This is a genomic window from Agrobacterium bohemicum (assembly GCF_002896715.1).
GTDB classification, from domain to species: domain Bacteria; phylum Pseudomonadota; class Alphaproteobacteria; order Rhizobiales; family Rhizobiaceae; genus Agrobacterium; species Agrobacterium bohemicum.
In genome coordinates, this window is sequence record NZ_PGEL01000028.1 from 219,198 (window position 1) to 237,318 (window position 18,121).

The following is an 18,121-nucleotide window of genomic DNA, read 5'->3' on the forward strand; positions in this document are numbered from 1 at the left end:
CCGTTGCGACTATCGCACGACCAGCCCTAGCCGCTTGACATCGTCGGGAGACAGTTTCGCGCCGATCCTGTACCGAAAGTCGGTGACGAGGTAATTGTCGATATCGACTTCGCAGCGGTAATCGATGGGAAACCACTGCGTGCCGACATTGAACGCGCCTTTCGCATCCATGACATTTCCGACAATCGGGTAATTCTTGCCGGTGTGCGGCTCGAGCCCGTCATAATGCCCNTTTCTGTCTTCCTTGATCTGGGCCATAGCCTCGGCCACGCATAATTGGCCCACCCTCTCCCGGGGTGGCAGGTTGCCCATGATTTGGCGCAACATCGGACCCGGGCGTTTTGCACCGACGAGTATCTTTTTCGCAGGCTTGAGGTTGGGATCACCCTCGCCATCCGGCGGTGCTTTTGCCGGTCGGGCAGGCGCAGGCGTCACTTCCGGCTTGGGTATCGGAACAGCCACGGCCGCCATATCATTTGGCACGGCGGCGTCAGAAGCGGGTATTTCTCCCTGCTCAGCTGTCGGAGTTGGCGGCGGCGGCTCCGGCTTTGGGTCATTTTCAACGGTATCAGGAGACGGCGGGGTCGCAGGCTGCGGGGCCTCCTCCTGTTTATCCGGCGTCTTCTGCTCCTGACCACCCGCCTCTTGGCTACCAGGTTCATCGCGTTCATCCATCTGCGTCGGACCGGGACGAACGGCCACGTTCGGCATCTGCGATGGCGCAGGCGGCTCCTTGGGCTTTTCTTCAGCAGGCTTCGGTGGCTCTTCTGCCNTTTTCTCTTCCGGCTTCTTTTCTTCGGGCTTAGGCGGCGGCTCCTCTTTGGGCGGCTCCACCATTTCCACGCTGACGCTTTCCGGTTCGGGCTCTGCGGGTGCCAGCGTAGCTCCCGGCCACAGCAGATAGGTCGTGCCCACAAGAACATGCAGCATGATCGAGAGCGGGATTGTCCAGCTCCCTTGCCACCATTTGTTCTTGCCAGTCGTTACCATCAGGGCATCATGTCCTTTGATTGCTAGAAATAGCGGTTTCCGGTGCAATCGCCATCCGAAAAAAGAAAAACCCGGCCAGAAAACTGACCGGGCTTCATGTCTTCCACTGGCGAATACTCAGCTATCCAGGAACGACCGCAGCTTGCGCGAACGGCTTGGGTGCTTGAGCTTGCGCAACGCCTTGGCCTCGATCTGACGAATACGTTCGCGGGTGACCGAGAACTGCTGTCCGACTTCTTCCAGCGTGTGGTCCGTGTTCATGCCGATGCCGAAGCGCATACGCAGAACGCGCTCTTCGCGTGGCGTCAGCGAGGCCAGAACGCGTGTCGTGGTTTCGCGCAGGTTGGCCTGAATGGCAGCATCGATTGGCAGAAGCGCGTTCTTGTCCTCGATGAAGTCACCCAGATGCGAATCCTCTTCGTCACCCACGGGGGTTTCGAGCGAGATCGGCTCCTTAGCAATTTTCAGAACCTTGCGCACCTTTTCGAGCGGCATGGCCAGCTTTTCAGCCAGTTCTTCCGGTGTCGGTTCGCGGCCGATTTCATGCAGCATCTGGCGCGATGTGCGAACGATCTTGTTGATCGTTTCGATCATGTGCACCGGAATACGGATGGTACGGGCCTGGTCGGCAATCGAACGGGTGATTGCCTGACGGATCCACCATGTCGCATAGGTCGAGAACTTGTAACCGCGGCGATACTCGAACTTGTCCACGGCCTTCATCAGACCGATGTTGCCTTCCTGAATAAGATCGAGGAACTGCAAACCACGGTTGGTGTATTTCTTGGCAATCGAAATCACCAGACGCAGGTTGGCTTCCACCATTTCCTTCTTGGCGATACGCGCTTCGCGCTCGCCCTTCTGGACCATGGAAACGATGCGCCGGAATTCAGCAATGGAAATGCCGGTTTCCTGAGCAAGGTTCTGGATTTCCAGACGGATATCGCGGATCGTGTTGTTTTCTTCGCGTGCGAATTCCTTCCAGCCTTTCGCGGCCAGATTGGCAATCGACTTCATCCAGTTCGGATCAAGCTCCGCACCGTGATACTGCTCGAGGAAGCCGTCACGCTTCACGCCGTAGGATTCGGCGAGACGCAACAGGCGACCTTCGTTCTGCATCAGACGCTTGGAAATGTCGTAAAGCTGCTCGACAAGGCTATCGACGCGGTTCTGGTTCAGCGACAGCGATTTAACCGCCGTGATCAGTTGATCTTTCAGTTCCTTGTAGCGACGTTCCTGGCCGGTGGACAGCGTGCCGGTGCAAGCCAGACGCGCCTCGACCTGCTGGTCCTGAAGCTTGCGCAGCTTCTTGTAGGTGTCGGCAATGGTATCCAGCGTTTCCATGACCTGCGGGCGCAGTTCGGCTTCCATCGCAGCCAGAGAAAGGTTGGACTCGTCGTCGTCCTCTTCTTCCTCTTCATGCGGAAGTCCTTCGCCGCCGACATTGGTCACATCGTCTTCACCGCCCGGATTGCGCAGGCGACGAACTTTTTCCTTCTCTTCGGCAGCCTTGCGGTCAGCCTCGATCTTTTCCGGGCTCTGGAACTGTGGCGCTGCCTTGGCTTCAGGGCCGGAATAGGTGGTTTCGAGATCGATGATCTCGCGCAGCAGCGTCGTGCCTTCGTTGAGTTCGTCGCGCCAGATGATCAGCGCCTGGAACGTCAGCGGGCTTTCGCACAGGCCGGAGATCATCGTCTCGCGGCCAGCCTCGATGCGCTTGGCAATGGCGATTTCGCCTTCACGCGACAAAAGCTCGACCGAGCCCATTTCGCGCAGGTACATGCGCACCGGGTCATCGGTACGGTCTGTCGGCTCTTTCTTCTTGGCTGTGGCGAGAGCAGTGCCAGCGGACGGCGCAAGTTCGCCACCCTCGGATTCTTCATCCTCGGCGTCTTTGTCTTCGGCTTCAGCGGGCGCCTCTTCAGCGTCCTCGTCCTCAACGACATTGATGCCCATTTCGCTGAGCATCGCCATGATGTCTTCGATGCGATCAGGATCGACCTGATCCGATGGCAGAACTTCGTTCAGCTCATCCATAGTGACGTAGCCGCGTTTTTTCGCGGCCTTGATCATCTTTTTGACCGCGTCATCTGAAAGATCGAGAAGCGGCCCATCCGTAGCGCTATCGCGTTCGTTTTCTGCTTCTTCGTTTTCTTTGACTTTGGTTGCCATCTATCTCGTCGCTTTCCCTGACGCTAACATCCGCTTCGCCGCAAGCCTGATTGCCTCGAAAGGCACCCGGCACTGGCCGCGAATCACTGTTAAACACCTAACGGAGTGATCTTTAACTGCCGATTAAATACGGCTACCACCGGCGGATTACCAAGACTGCGCATCCAGAAATGCTTTTTCCTGCAATTTCGATCCGCCAAGGTCAATTCCACCTTACTTTTCCTGGAATGGTGATTCCCGCTATTTCCCGTCACGTCAAGCCTTTATGGCCCAAGCGAGGGCTAAAAACCAAAAAAGCCGCGATTGCGACAACGTTTTGCGGGCCTTCCCAGACTTATCCTCTATTTAGGTCTCTCTGGGCAAAAGACAAGTCTTTAACGATGCAAAAGCACTAACCGTGGCTGTAGGCCGCCCCCTTGACCCTGCCCGACATAACCCCNAAACCATCGATAATCGCCTCCTGANTTTCCATACGTCCAATTTCCAGCTGGACCTCGGAAAGCGCCCGCATCAACTGCACCATGCGCTCGCCGTCTCCCACTTCTGTCGCCTCTGCAACCTCGCGTTCAAGCTCGATCTTCTGCCAGCGCAACGCCTTGGTCCGCTTGTGCAGAGAAAGTGACTGCGTGTAACCCTCCCGCGCATCTTCCGGGGCAGCTTGCTCCGTCGCAGTCCACAGTCGTGCATTTCGCACCTGCTGGTTCATGGCTTTCAGCAGCACGTCGAACCCTTGCGCTTCAAGCCGGGACAGCAATCCATCCCGCGACAGCTCAGCTGCATTTTCTGCGGCGTAGGTCAGTACCTGCGACCACAGCCGTTGCAGATCGCGGTTCTCGTAATCGATAGCGGCAATCTCGTCATACTCTTCCAGCAAAAGCTGCGGATGATTGACGATGGTCAGGGCCAGAACGCTTTCACGCAAGGCAGGCGCTGCCAGATAGCCCTTCACAAGACCGGATTGGCTGAGACGGTCGGATATGCTGCCTGCACCCGTCGTGCTTCCTCGTGCCGGTATTCTCTGACCATTGCGGTTCTGATTGCCGTCGCCTCGCCCGAAGTTTCTGTTCGGTCCGTTGCTGCGCTGAAACTGCGGCTGAAAAAACGCATTCAGCCGGTCGCGCATGTCCTGCTGGTAAAAGCGGCGCACGCTTTCATCACCGATGACGGATACGATCTGCCGCAAACGGTTTTCCAGTTCGGCGCGCTTTTCCGGCGTATCGAAGGTGACAGACGCCGTTTCGCGGCTCCAGATCATCGCAGCCAGCGGCTTGGCTTCGGAAAGGACCCGGTCAAACGGCGCCCTGCCCTCATGGCGGACCAGATCATCCGGGTCCTTGCCGTCGGGCAGAAGTGCGAAGCTGACCGAACGACCGGGCTTGATGTGCGGAAGTGCAAGATCGGCGGCCCGGCTGGCAGCGCGTATGCCTGCGCCATCCCCATCGAAGCAGAGAACCGGCTGCGTCGACATTTTCCAGAGAAGGTCGAGCTGGTTCTCCGTCAGCGCGGTGCCGAGAGGTGCCACGGCATTTTCAACACCGGCCTGATAAAGCGCGATGACGTCCATATAGCCTTCGACGGCAATTACAGCGCCGGAGGTCTGCGTGGCACGGCGTGCACGCGCAAAATTGTAAAGAACGTTGCCCTTGTGGAAAAGCTCGGTCTCATTGGAATTGAGATACTTCGCCATCGCATCCGCAGCCATGGCGCGACCGCCAAAGGCAATCACCTTTTCCCGCGATGACAGAATGGGAAACATGATGCGATCACGAAAGCGGTCATAGGAAACGGGCACATTCTCATGCACCACGAGACCGCAGGCCTCCATCTGTTCCTTGGAGATGCCCTTGGATGCCAGATGCTCNTTCAGCGCGTTACGGCTGTCGGGCGCNAAACCCAACCGGAACGTCTCGATGGTGCGACCGCTCAAACCTCGATCCCGCAGGTAAGCCCGCGCCCGCGCACCGACCGAGGTCTGCAATTGGTCCTGAAAGAACAGCGTCGCCATTTCCATGACGTCCTGCAATGTGGCCCGCTCACGCTCGCGCCGTTCCGCCTGCACATCCGGCTGCGGCATGGAAACGCCAGCCATATCGGCAATCTGCTGCACGGCTTCGGGNAAACCCATGCCGTCGAGGTCAGTCAGAAAGCGGAAATGATCGCCGGATACACCACAACCGAAGCAGTGATATCGCCCCTTGCGGTCCTCGCAATGGAAGCTGGGGCTCTTTTCGCCATGGAACGGGCAGCAGGCCCAATAATCACCCTTGGACGCGTTGCTCTTCTTCCTGTCCCACGTCACACGTCTGCCGATGACATCAGAGATGTTCACTCGGTCACGTATCTCGTCGAGAAATGAGTTTGAAAAGCGCATGGTTACCTGGGATCAGTGCCTGNTTTCGGCCAGTCTTTCATATAAGCGCAGCAAGCCGTGATTACCAAGGGCAGAAACAGATGTTACCCGTTATTCACAGGCACCGATGCCAAACGCAGATCACACCGATACGCCAACACCAGGCAAACTTGTTGCGAAGAGTTTCTCGCAAAACATTACGCCTTTGTAAGTTGATAGCAGGCATCAAACGGCGTAGTTTGCGTGTGTCGGCATGATGCCGAGTGTAGCGTAATGCTGGAATGTACGGGCGATTTCCCCCGATCGAGCCCGACGATGCGTCTGCTCAAGACAGCGTCCAGACATAAAAGGCAGGACACCCACATGTGTCCTGCCTTTACGNTTTTATCGACCCGCTTCTACTTCAACAATTCCTTGATCAGGGCGGATGCCTTGCCGAAATCGATCTGGCCGGGATAGCGCTCTTTCAAGACAGCCATGACCTTGCCCATGTCGCGCAAGCCGGATGCTTCGGTCTCGGCAATCACACCTTCGAGGATCGAGCGCACTTTCTCCTCTGGAATTTCTTCCGGCATGAAGCTCTTGATGATGACGATTTCCTCGCGCTCGTGCTCGGCGAGTTCGGCGCGACCGGCCTTTTCGTAAATACCGGCGGACTCTTCGCGCTGCTTGATCATCTTGGCCAGGATTTGCAGGATTTCCTCGTCGGAAACCGCCTCTTTGCCGATGCCACGATTGGCAATGTCGCGATCCTTGATGGCGGCTTGGACAAGGCGGATTGTCGAAAGCCGGCGTGGTTCGCGGGCTTTCATGGCGTCTTTCAAAGCGGCGGCGAAGGTATCGCGGATCATGTCTTTCTCCTTGGGAAAAGCCCTGTCGACCGGCATGTCCGGGTCCGGCATTTCCGTCATAATTTTGGCCGTGACATAAACGAGCAACCGGGTATCGGCAAATCATTTACATAAGCATCTGAATCAACTGGATTTTAAATCCAGCTAATCCACAGGGCCGCGGTTGACCCTTTGCGCCCGTTTCGTTANTTTCCGGCACCTGCACAGGATTTTAACGAAGGTTACGACGCGAAGGCTTTCGCGCGCCCTTATCCGCGAAAAAAGATGACCGCTTTGCACCTGCTTTTCAAGAGGCGGGCGCAAGTGGCAGAAACGGGAAACGAGATGACCGAGACAGCACCCTGGACCACCCGCAAACCCACCGCCATGCTCGTTCTGGCCGATGGCACCGTGATCGAGGGAACCGGCATCGGCGCAACCGGCAAGGTTCAGGCGGAAGTCTGCTTCAACACCGCGTTGACCGGTTATGAGGAAATCCTGACCGACCCGTCTTATCTCGGCCAGATCGTCACCTTCACCTTCCCGCATATCGGCAACATCGGCACCAATGAAGAAGACATCGAAGACCTGACGCCCGCCGCACGGCGCGGCGCAGTCGGCGTCATCTTCAAGGCCGACATCACCGAGCCATCGAACTACCGCGCCGCCAAGCACCTCGACGCATGGCTGAAGGCGCGCGGCATCATCGGCCTTTGCGGTATCGACACCCGCGCGCTGACCGCCTGGATCCGTGAAAACGGTGCGCCGAACGCCGTCATCGCCCACGACCCGAACGGCGNTTTCGATATCGAAGCGTTGAAGGCGGAAGCCAAGGCATGGAGCGGTCTGGAAGGACTGGACCTCGCCATCGAAGCCACATCCGGCCAGTCATCTGTCTGGAGCGAAACACCCTGGGTCTGGAACGAAGGTTACGGCAAGCTTGATGAAGCCGATGCCAAGTACCACGTCGTCTGCGTCGACTTCGGTGTGAAGCGTAACATTCTGCGCCTCTTCGCTGGTCTGGATTGCAAGGTCACCGTCGTGCCTGCCCAGACATCTGCCGAAGACATCATGGCGCTGAAGCCGGATGGCGTTTTCCTGTCCAACGGCCCGGGCGACCCGGCTGCAACAGGCGTCTACGCCGTGCCGGTCATTCAGGATTTGATCAAGAGTGAACTGCCGCTGTTCGGCATCTGCCTTGGTCACCAGATGCTCGGTCTGGCCGTTGGTGCAAAAACGGAAAAGATGCATCAGGGCCACCACGGCGCGAACCATCCGGTCAAGGACTTCACCACCGGCAAGGTTGAAATCGTGTCCATGAACCATGGCTTTGCGGTGGATGCGAAGACACTGCCTGATGGCGTTGAGGAAACACATACGTCGCTGTTCGATGGCACCAATTGCGGCCTTCGCATTACCGGCAAGCCGGTCNTTTCGGTCCAGCATCACCCGGAGGCATCCCCCGGCCCGCAGGACAGTCACTATCTTTTCCGCCGCTTCGTCAACTTGCTGCGTGAGAAGAAGGGCGAACCTGCCCTTGCAGAGCGCTGATACGATTTAACAAGATGTAGAGATTACGCGGCCCGCTATCAGCGGGNCGTTTGCATTTCACGCTTCACCATCAGGTAGAAGCGGGTCGTGAGAAGGATGGCGGCAGTCGACAGGCCGAATACGAAGCCGAACCAGACACCCGGCCCACCAAAGCCAAGCGGGAAAGCGGCAACCCAGGCCAGTGCAAGACCGATGGGCCAATAGGAAATCAGCGCCAGTATCATCGGCACACGCGCATCTTTCAGACCGCGCAACAGACCGGCAGCAACCGCCTGCATACCGTCCACCAACTGAAACACACCGGCAATAATGACGAGCGTGCTGGCATAGGCGAGAACGTCCGATGCGCCCGGCAGGCTGGGGTCCAGGAACCAACTGGCCAGATATCGGGGTGCCAGCGCAAACAGCAGCCCGCCACAGGCAGCGATGACGCAGGCCACGCCGTAAACGGTGATCGCAGCGCGCACGAGGTTGGGGTAATCTTTTTGCCCATGTGCGACGCCGACGCGCACCGTCGCGGCTTGAGCAAGGCCAAGCGGAATCATGAAGGCAATGGATGCCAGCTGCAACGCAATGCCGTGTGCTGCCAGTTCCAGAGTTCCAATCTGCCCCATGAGAATCGAAGCCGCCGAGAACAGCGTGACTTCGGCCAGAATGGTGACGCTGATGGGAAGACCGAGGCGAATGACTTCCCATAGCGCATGAAAATCCGGTCTCCAGAACCGCACAAACAGCTCATAACGACGTGTTTCATCGCGTGTCTGGATATAGACGACGATGAAAAGCAGGCTGAAAGCGTTGACGATAACGGCGGCAGCGGCGGCGCCAAGCATGCCGAAGGCCGGNAAACCGAAATGACCGAGAACCAGCGCATAGGCAAGAAAGCCGTTGATCACCAGCATCGCTATAGTGACGTAAAGGATAATGCCCGCGCGCCCGATGGCGCTGACAAGCCCGCGCATGACGTAAAACAGAAGCGCCGGCAGCAGGCCGAATTGCGCAATGGCCAGATACTGTCCAGTCTGCGCGGAAACAGAGGGGTTTTGGCCAAGCGCCNAAAGGATGTTTTCGGCGCTCATGNAAAGCGGCACGGTCAGCAGCCAATAGACTGTTGCCACCCACATGCCCATGCGCAACGCTCGACGCGCCGTCGTGGCATCACCCTGCCCGTAGGCATTGGCGACCATGGGAACGACGGCAACTGAAAAGCCCGAGCCGAAAATGNAAACCACGAAATAAAACTGTCCGGCCAGTACCATGGCGGCCAGCTTTTCGGCACCCAGTTGGCCAACGATGATCATGTCAGTGGTGTGAATGCCGAGCTGCGCCAGTTGCGCACCAATCAGCGGAATTCCCAACGCAAGCGTTGCGCGCAAATGCGCGCCCCAGGAGTTGGCAACCACANGGGCGTTTTCAACCGGGACCGACGAAGACATGACATCACCTCNAAAAAGCAAAAGCCGCTTACCTGCAAGCCGGGCAAGCGGCGCAACGTCTGGTTATGTCATTTGCGGCTAATGCGCAAGAATGCGGCACATGCGTAAAATACCGTCACTGAAATATAATGTTTTAATGAGAACAACGCCTTATCACGAAAACGGTATCTTCCTCTGGAGGATTATGAAGTTTGTTTACGCTTGCGCGATAAAGGTTCCATCAAAAGACAAAAATATTTGGGTGCATGAAGCACGCCGCGACAGCCACAGGCATGTTTTCATCAAAATCCGGTAATCCCGGTCTCTTATTGAGGTCCCGAATTGTCCNAAAAATCCAATTTGATGACGCGGATCGTCGTCGCGGCGTCCTGCGTCGTCGTCGCAGCTTTCGCAGGGNTTTCGATTTATATCGATGGGCTCCAGCGCAATGCGGCAAACCATTTCGTAGAAGACAAAATTAACGCTGCCGGTAAACAGTCTGCCCAGAGCATTGCCAACTGGCTGAACGGCCGTGTGATGATGACCGAAATGGTCGGTGCATCCATGGTAACGGCAACGACCCAGGAAAAGCTGGAGCTTGCCCTGCACAATGATGTGCTGGCACGCGAGTTCAAATCCACCTACTTCGGCGATGAAGCCGGTGTCTTCAACAACTTCCCATCGACCAAGATGCGCGAGGGTTATGACCCACGCCAGCGTCCGTGGTACCAGGCGGCCGTCAAGGCCAACTCCACCGTTTTGACTGAACCCTATACGGATGCCACCACCGGCAAGCTCGTGGTCAGCGCCGCCCTACCCGTCAAGCGCGACGGCAAACTGGTTGGCGTCGCCGCAAGCGACTTCCTGCTGACGACACTGGTTTCCATGATCGGCTCCGTCGATGCCGGTGACGAGGGCTATGCGTTTCTGGTCAACAAGGATGGCAAGATCCTTATTCATCCAGACGAAGCCATGATCAACAAGACGCTGACTGATCTCTTCCCCGTGGCGACGCCCAAGATTTCCCAGGCCGTTTCGCAGACCGAAATCGGCGGCGCTGNAAAGATCACCAGCTTCATTCCCGTGCCAGGTCTTCCCGGTGTCGAGTGGTCCGTGGGCCTTGTCATCGACAGCAAAACGGCGTTTGCATCCATCTCGCAGTTCCGTATCGCCGCCGTCATTGCCACTATTCTGGCTGTAGCAGGCATGATCGCGTTTCTGGCATTCCTTGTGAACAGCCTCGTCATCAAGCCTGTTACGCAGATGACATCGGCCATGGACGCATTGGCGGCTGGCAATTTGAATGCGACAATTCCCGGACAGGAGCGCAAGGACCAGATCGGCTCCATGGCGGCTGCCGTTGCCGTTTTCCGCACCAATGCGCAGGAGCGCCTTCGCCTCGAAGGCGATGCCGAACAGACGCGCAGTCTTTCGGAACACGAGCGTAACGAGCGCGAACAGCTTTCCGCCAAGGACACTGCCGATATCCAGTTTGCAGTCTACTCGCTTGCAAAGGGTCTCGCCCACCTCTCCGACGGCGACCTGAACTACCGCATCAGCACGCCATTCGTGGCGCGCATCGACCGGCTGCGTGAGGATTTCAACGCCTCCATCAGCAAGTTGAACGGCGCTCTCGTCAATGTCGGCCACAATGCACGCGCCATCGACGCCGGTGCCAGCGAAATCCGCCAGTCTGCCGACGATCTTGCCAAGCGTACCGAACAGCAGGCCGCATCGGTGGAAGAAACCGCAGCAGCGCTTGAAGAAATCACTACCACGGTCAAGGATTCGGCAAAGCGTGCCGAAGAAGTTGGTCGTCTGGTCGCCCGCACGCGCACCAATGCCGAACAGTCCGGCGTCGTTGTCGGTGACGCCGTCAAGGCAATGGAAGGTATCGAGCAATCATCGTCCGGTATTTCCAAGATCATCGGTGTCATCGATGAAATCGCCTTCCAGACCAACCTTCTTGCCCTGAACGCCGGTGTGGAAGCCGCGCGCGCCGGTGAAGCAGGCAAGGGCTTTGCCGTGGTCGCACAGGAAGTGCGCGAACTGGCACAGCGCTCCGCAAACGCCGCGAAGGAAATCAAGGTCCTTATCAGCGCCTCGACAACGCAGGTGGAAGCAGGCGTTTCGCTCGTCGGCAACGCCGGAAAGGCGCTGGAAACCATCGTGGCCGAAGTGCAGGAAATCAACCAGCACATCAATGCCATCGTGTTGTCATCCCGCGAGCAGTCCACCGGTCTGCAGGAAATCAACACCGCTATCAACACCATCGACCAAAGCACGCAGCAGAACGCCGCCATGGTCGAGGAACAGACGGCAGCAAGCCATGGCCTGGCCTCGGAAGCCGCGGCCCTCAACGCCCTGCTCGAGCAGTTCCAGCTGGCAAGTGCCCGTGACAATAACGGTTACAGCCGCGCAGCCTGATCTGGCGGCCATGTGAGAAGACCAGAGGCGTGACCGGAATAATGGTCACGCCNTTTTTGTTTGGACGGGCAGCATGGAGGGCATAGCTATGAAGAGGGCAGCGCCCCAATCACCCCGTCTTCCTCGGGCTCGACCCGAGGATCTAACCACGCCTACGCGTACTCTCCCCGTCGAATGCGCTGGAACGGCAGCAGATCCTAGTGACAAGCCCTAGGATGACGGAGGGAGGGAGTGTCTCGCCTCCATCCATCCGAAACCACCACCAAACCGACCTTGTAGACACGGCCAAAAGCCTACACCTTATCGATACACAATTGTGAGTCGGAGGGAGGACGTCATGGTTTGGGAAATCGTCTGGCGTGGCGTAGCAATGGGCATTGGCGGCACGGTTTTCATGGATATCTGGGCGATCATTCTGCACAGGTTTTTCCATCAGCCCGCCCCGAACTGGGGGCCTGTGGGACGGTGGTTCTGGCATCTTCCCAAGGGGAAAATCTTTCACGACAGCATAGCCAAGGCCAGTCCCTACAGACATGAGGCAGCGCTTGGCTGGACATCGCATTACGCAATCGGCATTGTTTATGGGGTCGTTCTGGCGCTGATCGTACCTGACGGATGGTTTACCGCACCCTCTTTCATCCTGCCATGGGTCGTCGGCATCGTGACGGTCGGCGCTGGCTGGTTTCTGCTCCAGCCCGGCCTTGGCATCGGCTGGGCCGCGTCCAAGACGCCCAACCCGAACAAGGTGCGCGCGCTTAACATCGTGGCGCACACCATCTTTGCACTCGGGATGTTCGTGACAGCGCTGATCATTCGCTGATGGCGTNAAATTGGCAAAAGTCCAAACCCACCCTCGAGTCATCCTCGGCCTTGAGCGGAGTATCCATGTAGCTCAGCGGGTGGTGGATGGTCGGGTCAAGCCCGACCATGACGGATGAGAGGTTTGCGAATCTTGCTACCCTCCGCACTCACTTAAATATCAGCCGAAAACGTATCGCAATCTTCGACGCGACCGCTTTGGAACCCGCGCTTGAACCACTCTGCGCGCTGTGCGGACGTGCCGTGGTTGAAACTATCCGGCACGACATAGCCCTGCGACTTCTTCTGCAACGTATCGTCGCCGATCTGGTGGGCGGCGTTCAGAGCTTCCTCAAGATCGCCAGCTTCCAGAATGCCCNTTTGCTGCGTGGATTTACCCCAGATGCCGGCATAGCAATCCGCCTGCAACTCGACCTTGACCGACATCTTGTTGGCCTCCGTCTCGCCCATGGACTGACGCTGACGGTTAAATTCTGGCAGGACGCCCGTCAGGTTCTGAACGTGGTGACCCACTTCATGCGCGATGACATAGGCCTGCGCAAAATCGCCGGATGCGCCGAAACGCTTGTCGAGCTCACGGAAGAAATCCGTGTCCAGATAGACTTTACGATCGACAGGGCAATAGAACGGACCGCTGGCCGACGATGCCGTTCCGCATGCCGAGCGAACCTGTCCGCCAAACAGAACGAGCGTCGGCTTTTCATAGGTTTCGTTGGAAGCGCTGAAAATCTTTGTCCAGGTGTCTTCCGTCTCGGCCAGCACGGTGCGAACGAATGCCGTCGTCTCGTCACTGGACTGACCCTGCGGGCGCGTACCCGTGGTCTGCTGGCTGCCGCTATCGGTGGAGACGTCACCGCCAGACAGAAGCGTCAACGGGTTGATACCCAGCGCCCAGCTGATCAGCNAAATGACGACAAGACCGCCAATACCGATGCCGCCGCCACGGCCTCCACCTGTCGGAAGGCGAAAGCCGCCACCGCCCGTGCCGGACGACATTCCGCGTCTATCTTCGATGTTGTCGGATTGGCGACGCCCTCTCCACTGCATATGTGTCTCCCCTTGAGTGCCTTGCTAAACGCTAGAACCTTCAAAGCGTTCCGGCAAGTCAGCTGTTGGCGTAAACATAAGCGCCGCCTTTCTTAAGGGCGCGCTGATAGGCAGGGCGCGCGCGGATGGTTTCGAGATAGCGCCTGATGGCGGGTCGATCGGTGACGCCATCCACCCGGCTCATCGCCGCCTCCACCGGAAAGCTCATGGCAAAGTCTGCGCCGGTCAGTTCGCTGCCCGCAAAAAGCCCGTCCTTTGCAAGCTCGCTTTCCCAATAAGCAGTATGATCCGCCAGTTGCGGATCGACGAACTGGCTGGCAACGCCTTTTGAAATCATGTTGGCGACGGGGCGAAGAAAGAACGGCACCTGACGGGGAATGCGGGAAAACAACAGTTTCATCACCAGCAGCGGCATCGCCGAACCTTCGGCATAATGCAGCCAGTAGACATAACGTCTATATGCATCCGTGCCCTGCTCTGGCCGGAACGCGCCGTTTGCGTAGGTATCCAGCAGATATTCGATGATCGCGCCGCTTTCGGCATAGACCTTGCCACCATCCTCGATAACCGGAGACTTGCCGAGCGGGTGGACGGCTTTGAGGCTCTTCGGCGCACGCATGTCGGGACCGCGCGCATAGGTCTTCACATCATATTCGACACCAAGCTCTTCGAGCAGCCAGAGAATGCGGTGCGCACGGGAGTTTTCGAGATAATGAACGGTAATCATAAATGCCCTGCTCTGTGATTTTGGAAACGGAGGTAATTCATTCAAATATCTCTACGTTTTTACCGGCGGAAAGGATCAGCCCGCAACATAGATATATGGAGAGCCAACTTTCCTGTCGGAAAGCGAAGATTCGGGGTTCCGTTCACCAAAACATTTGCCTATAAGCCGCTTCTAGCCTGAAAAGATTGGAATTGCGCCCGCGGCCGGTGAGTTTCACCTTGGCCGNTTTTTGCGCAACACGAAAAGCGGAACGAGAGCCATGCCGAAGCGCGAAGATATCAAATCCATCCTTATCATCGGCGCTGGTCCGATTGTCATCGGTCAGGCATGCGAATTCGACTACTCCGGCACACAGGCCTGTAAAGCGCTGAAAGAGGAAGGCTACCGCGTCATCCTCGTCAACTCCAATCCCGCCACCATCATGACTGACCCCAATCTGGCGGATGCGACCTATGTCGAGCCGATCACGCCGGAAGTGGTGGCCAAGATCATCGCCAAGGAACGTCCCGACGCGCTGCTGCCGACCATNGGGGGCCAGACGGCGCTGAACACCGCGCTTTCGCTGAAGCGCATGGGCGTGCTCGACCGTTACAATGTGGAAATGATCGGCGCAAAACCCGAAGCCATCGATATGGCCGAAGACCGCGCTTTGTTCCGCGAAGCCATGAAGCGGATCAATCTGGAAACGCCGAAGTCGATGCTGGCCAACGCCACCGACATCAAGGACGCAGACCGCAAGACACATGAAGCAGCGCGCGCAGAGCTGAAGTCAAAGCTTTCCGGCGCGGAGCTGGACAAGGCGCTCGACAACCTCGNAAACCAGTGGAATCTCGGCGAGACTGATCGCAAGCAGCGTTACATCAGCCACGCCATGGCCATTGCCGCGCAGGCCATCGATGTCGTCGGCCTGCCCGCCATCATCCGCCCGTCCTTCACCATGGGTGGCACCGGCGGCGGCATTGCCTATAACCGCTCGGAATTCTTCGAAATCATCGGCGGCGGTCTCGATGCATCGCCCACCACAGAAGTGCTGATCGAAGAATCGGTTCTCGGCTGGAAGGAATATGAGATGGAAGTCGTCCGCGACAAGGCGGACAACTGCATCATCATCTGCTCCATCGAAAACATCGACCCCATGGGCGTGCATACCGGCGACTCGATCACGGTGGCGCCAGCGCTGACGCTGACGGACAAAGAATACCAGATGATGCGCAACGCATCGATTGCGGTTCTTCGCGAAATCGGCGTCGAGACCGGCGGATCGAACGTGCAGTTCGCCGTCAATCCGAAGGATGGCCGTCTGGTCGTCATCGAAATGAACCCTCGCGTTTCGCGCTCGTCCGCGCTTGCCTCCAAGGCCACCGGCTTTCCAATTGCCAAGGTCGCGGCCAAGCTCGCCGTTGGTTACACGCTGGACGAGCTCGATAACGACATCACCGGCGGTGCGACACCTGCGTCGTTCGAGCCTTCCATCGACTACGTCGTCACCAAAATTCCGCGTTTTGCGTTCGAGAAATTCCCCGGCGCATCGCCAATTCTCACCACGGCCATGAAGTCGGTCGGTGAAGTCATGGCCATCGGCCGTACCTTTGCCGAATCTCTGCAGAAGGCGCTGCGCGGTCTGGAAACCGGCCTTACCGGTCTCGATGAAATAGAAATTCCAGGTTACGAAGAAGGCGAAGGCTCCAAGAACGCCATCCGCGCCGCCATCGGCACACCGACACCAGACCGTCTGCGCATGGTCGCACAGGCGCTGCGCATGGGCATGTCCGAAGCCGAAGTGCACGAAAACAGCAAGATTGACCCGTGGTTCATCGCCCAGTTCAAGGCAATCGTGGACATGGAAGCGCGTGTACGTGAACACGGCTTGCCACAGGACGCTGAAAACCTGCGGTCGCTCAAAGCCATGGGCTTCTCCGACGCCCGCCTTGCCAGCCTGACCAAGAAGCGCCCGAAGGAAGTGGCGGAACTGCGCAACAGCCTCAATGTGCGCCCCGTCTTCAAGCGCATCGACACCTGCGCTGCCGAATTCGCCTCGCCAACCGCCTATATGTACTCCACCTACGAGACACCCTTCGTCGGCCAGCTTCGGTCGGAAGCACAGGTTTCGGACCGCAAGAAGGTCGTCATTCTCGGCGGTGGGCCGAACCGTATCGGCCAGGGCATCGAGTTCGATTATTGCTGCTGCCATGCCGCCTTCGCATTGAAGGATGCNGGCTTCGAAGNCATCATGATCAACTGCAACCCGGAAACTGTTTCCACCGACTACGACACATCCGACCGCCTCTATTTTGAGCCGCTGACGGCCGAAGACGTGATCGAAATTCTCCGCGCTGAGCAGGAGAAGGGTGAACTGGTTGGCGTCATCGTGCAGTTTGGTGGCCAGACGCCGCTGAAGCTGGCCGAAGCGCTGGAGAAGAACGGTATCCCGATCCTCGGCACAGCACCCGACATGATCGACCTTGCCGAAGACCGTGACCGCTTCCAGAAGCTTTTGATGAAGCTCGATCTGGCGCAGCCGAACAACGGCATCGCCTATTCCGTCGAACAGGCCCGCCTTGTCGCATCGGAAATCGGTTTCCCGCTGGTGGTTCGCCCATCCTATGTTCTGGGTGGCCGCGCCATGCAGATCATCCATTCCGAGGGACAGTTGCAGACCTATCTGCTGGATACGGTTCCGGGCCTCGTGCCTGAAGATATCAAGCAGCGTTACCCCAACGACAAGACTGGCCAGATCAACACCCTTCTGAGCAAAAACCCGCTGCTGTTCGATAGCTACCTGTCGAACGCTGTCGAGGTGGATGTGGACGCATTGTGCGATGGCGAGAATGTCTTCGTCTCCGGCATCATGGAACACATCGAAGAAGCCGGCATCCACTCCGGTGACAGCGCCTGCTCGCTGCCATCGCGTTCGCTTTCCGAGGACATGCTGGACGAGCTGGAACGCCAGACCACGGCGCTTGCCAGGGCGCTGAACGTTGGTGGCCTGATGAACGTGCAGTACGCGATCAAGGACGGCACGATCTACGTCTTGGAAGTCAACCCGCGCGCATCCCGCACCGTGCCTTTCGTTGCCAAGACCATCGGCGCGCCGATTGCCAAGATTGCCGCTCGCATCATGACCGGCGAAAAGCTGGATGCAGCGATTGCGGCTTATGGCGAAAAGCCGGACCCGCGCAATCTGAAGCACATCGCCGTCAAGGAAGCCGTCTTCCCGTTTGCCCGCTTCCCCGGCGTCGATATTCTGCTGGGACCGGAAATGCGCTCCACCGGTGAAGTCATCGGCCTCGATACCGACTTCGCACTGGCATTCGCCAAGGCGCAGCTGGGTGCAAGCGTTGATCTGCCACGCTCCGGCGCGGTGTTCGTTTCTGTTCGCGACGAGGACAAGGAACGGGTTCTGCCAGCCATCCGCCATCTGGTCGAAATCGGCTTCAAGGTTCTGGCAACCGGCGGCACGCAGCGCTTCCTTGCCGAACAGGGCATCAATGCCGAGAAGATCAACAAGGTACAGGAAGGCCGTCCGCACATCGAAGACGCCATCCGCAACCGTCAGGTCCAACTGGTCATCAACACCACCGACAGCAACAAGGCGATCTCCGACTCAAAGTCGCTGCGCCGCGCAACGCTGATGCAGAAGGTGCCTTATTACACGACGATGGCCGGTGCTGAATCCGCAGCACTCGCCATCAAGGCCCTGAAAGCAGGCAGCCTGGATGTGCGGCCTCTGCAGAGCTACTTCGCATAATCCTGTAACTCATCCCNAAAAACAGACAGGGCGCGTCAGTGACGC

The 18,121-nt window shown here is 57.9% G+C and carries 11 protein-coding genes; 4 read left to right on the forward strand and 7 right to left on the reverse strand.

Annotated elements, in window-relative coordinates; genetic code table 11:
* Positions 1–9 precede the first annotated feature (9 nt).
* The 4 genes from CUC55_RS19715 to CUC55_RS19730 form a co-directional block, all read right to left on the reverse strand.
* A complete protein-coding gene (locus tag CUC55_RS19715) occupies positions 10–990 on the reverse strand; it encodes a DUF930 domain-containing protein (protein WP_103088910.1) in 981 nt (326 codons plus the stop codon).
* A gap of 117 nt (positions 991–1,107) precedes the next feature.
* Positions 1,108–3,162, reverse strand: coding sequence for an RNA polymerase sigma factor RpoD (gene rpoD / locus CUC55_RS19720; protein ID WP_067645150.1), 2,055 nt, complete (start codon positions 3,160–3,162; stop codon positions 1,108–1,110).
* A gap of 391 nt (positions 3,163–3,553) precedes the next feature.
* Positions 3,554–5,533, reverse strand: a complete 1,980-nt coding sequence (dnaG, locus tag CUC55_RS19725; RefSeq protein WP_103088911.1) for a DNA primase — start codon at positions 5,531–5,533, stop codon at positions 3,554–3,556.
* Between the two features lie 377 nt (positions 5,534–5,910).
* Complete coding sequence (locus CUC55_RS19730) at positions 5,911–6,363, reverse strand: GatB/YqeY domain-containing protein (RefSeq protein WP_067645616.1); 453 nt, start codon at positions 6,361–6,363, stop codon at positions 5,911–5,913.
* A gap of 324 nt (positions 6,364–6,687) precedes the next feature.
* Between CUC55_RS19730 and carA the strand changes: the two genes are divergently transcribed.
* A complete protein-coding gene (carA, locus tag CUC55_RS19735) occupies positions 6,688–7,893 on the forward strand; it encodes a glutamine-hydrolyzing carbamoyl-phosphate synthase small subunit (protein ID WP_103089205.1) in 1,206 nt (401 codons plus the stop codon).
* A 38-nt stretch (positions 7,894–7,931) separates the two neighbouring features.
* Here the strand turns inward: carA and CUC55_RS19740 are convergent, their stop codons facing one another.
* On the reverse strand, positions 7,932–9,329 hold the full coding sequence (locus CUC55_RS19740; protein WP_103088912.1) for an MATE family efflux transporter: 1,398 nt from the start codon (positions 9,327–9,329) through the stop codon (positions 7,932–7,934).
* A 321-nt stretch (positions 9,330–9,650) separates the two neighbouring features.
* On the opposite strand from CUC55_RS19740, the gene mcpU reads away from it, so the two are divergent.
* A complete protein-coding gene (gene mcpU, locus CUC55_RS19745) occupies positions 9,651–11,735 on the forward strand; it encodes a methyl-accepting chemotaxis protein McpU (RefSeq protein WP_103088913.1) in 2,085 nt (694 codons plus the stop codon).
* A 337-nt stretch (positions 11,736–12,072) separates the two neighbouring features.
* Positions 12,073–12,555, forward strand: coding sequence for a DUF2938 domain-containing protein (locus tag CUC55_RS19750; protein WP_067645139.1), 483 nt, complete (start codon positions 12,073–12,075; stop codon positions 12,553–12,555).
* Positions 12,556–12,707: 152 nt separating this feature from the next.
* On the opposite strand, the gene ypfJ is transcribed toward CUC55_RS19750, so the two are convergent.
* Both ypfJ and CUC55_RS19760 read right to left on the reverse strand, forming a co-directional pair.
* Positions 12,708–13,601 (reverse strand): KPN_02809 family neutral zinc metallopeptidase, encoded by an 894-nt coding sequence (gene ypfJ, locus CUC55_RS19755; RefSeq protein ID WP_103088914.1) that lies wholly within the window; start codon positions 13,599–13,601, stop codon positions 12,708–12,710.
* Positions 13,602–13,659: 58 nt separating this feature from the next.
* A complete protein-coding gene (locus CUC55_RS19760) occupies positions 13,660–14,328 on the reverse strand; it encodes a glutathione S-transferase (RefSeq protein WP_067645133.1) in 669 nt (222 codons plus the stop codon).
* Positions 14,329–14,587: 259 nt separating this feature from the next.
* On the opposite strand from CUC55_RS19760, the gene carB reads away from it, so the two are divergent.
* The gene (gene carB, locus CUC55_RS19765; RefSeq protein ID WP_103088915.1) at positions 14,588–18,076 is read left to right on the forward strand and encodes a carbamoyl-phosphate synthase large subunit; all 3,489 of its coding nucleotides are present in this window, start codon (positions 14,588–14,590) and stop codon (positions 18,074–18,076) included.
* Positions 18,077–18,121: the final 45 nt, after the last annotated feature.

Bases quoted from the DNA above. Each gene is read 5' to 3' on its own strand.
- CUC55_RS19730 (WP_067645616.1), bottom strand. From the start codon at position 6,363: ATGATCCGCGATACCTTCGCCGCCGCTTTGAAAGACGCCATGAAAGCC.
- CUC55_RS19760 (WP_067645133.1), bottom strand. From the start codon at position 14,328: ATGATTACCGTTCATTATCTCGAAAACTCCCGTGCGCACCGCATTCTC.
- rpoD (WP_067645150.1), bottom strand. From the start codon at position 3,162: ATGGCAACCAAAGTCAAAGAAAACGAAGAAGCAGAAAACGAACGCGAT.
- CUC55_RS19750 (WP_067645139.1), top strand. From the start codon at position 12,073: ATGGTTTGGGAAATCGTCTGGCGTGGCGTAGCAATGGGCATTGGCGGC.